Here is a 591-nt window from a genome sequence, read left to right on the forward strand (position 1 = left end):
TAATCGTCGAGCACGGTCGAGAGATAGACCCAGCCCCATCCTATGATCTTGAAGTAGGTAAAGTCGGTCTGCCAGCGCCTCGGGGCCACCTTCAAGGTAACGATCATACCAGCGGCAGAAGGTCCGGCGAACAACGCCGAGCTGGTCCAGCGTACGCTTGGCGGGCAGGTGCGATTGCTCGACGATACGGATGATCTCCAGCTTCTCGGACGCCGGGTACCTCATTCGTCGTCTCCCCCAAGCCCGGTCATGCTTTTTTTGAGCAGCCGGTTCTCCAAAGTGAGATCGGCCACACATTCCTTCAGATCGCGCGCTTCACGGCGCAAGTCCTTCACCTCGTCCGTGGTCGCAGCACGCGCTGTATCGCCAGCAAGCCTGCGCTTGCAGGCTTCCATGAACTCCTTGGACCAGGTGTAATAAAGGCTCTGTGCGATCCCTTCACGGCGGCACAACTCGGCAATGGAGCCATCGCCGCGCAGGCCATCGAGCACGATGCGGATCTTGTCTTCAGCAAAGAAGTGCCGGCGGGTCTTGCGGCGGATGTCCTTTACCACCTGCTCGGCAGGCTTTTTGGAGCTTGAGGATTTGGGC

1 pseudogene is annotated in these 591 nt (G+C 59.2%); it reads right to left on the reverse strand.

Annotated elements, in window-relative coordinates:
* Positions 1-591 (reverse strand): annotated as a pseudogene (locus I5L03_RS13285) (transposase); the annotation flags it as partial.

This window comes from Aurantiacibacter sediminis (assembly GCF_016019885.1).
GTDB classification, from domain to species: Bacteria; Pseudomonadota; Alphaproteobacteria; order Sphingomonadales; family Sphingomonadaceae; genus Alteraurantiacibacter; species Alteraurantiacibacter sediminis.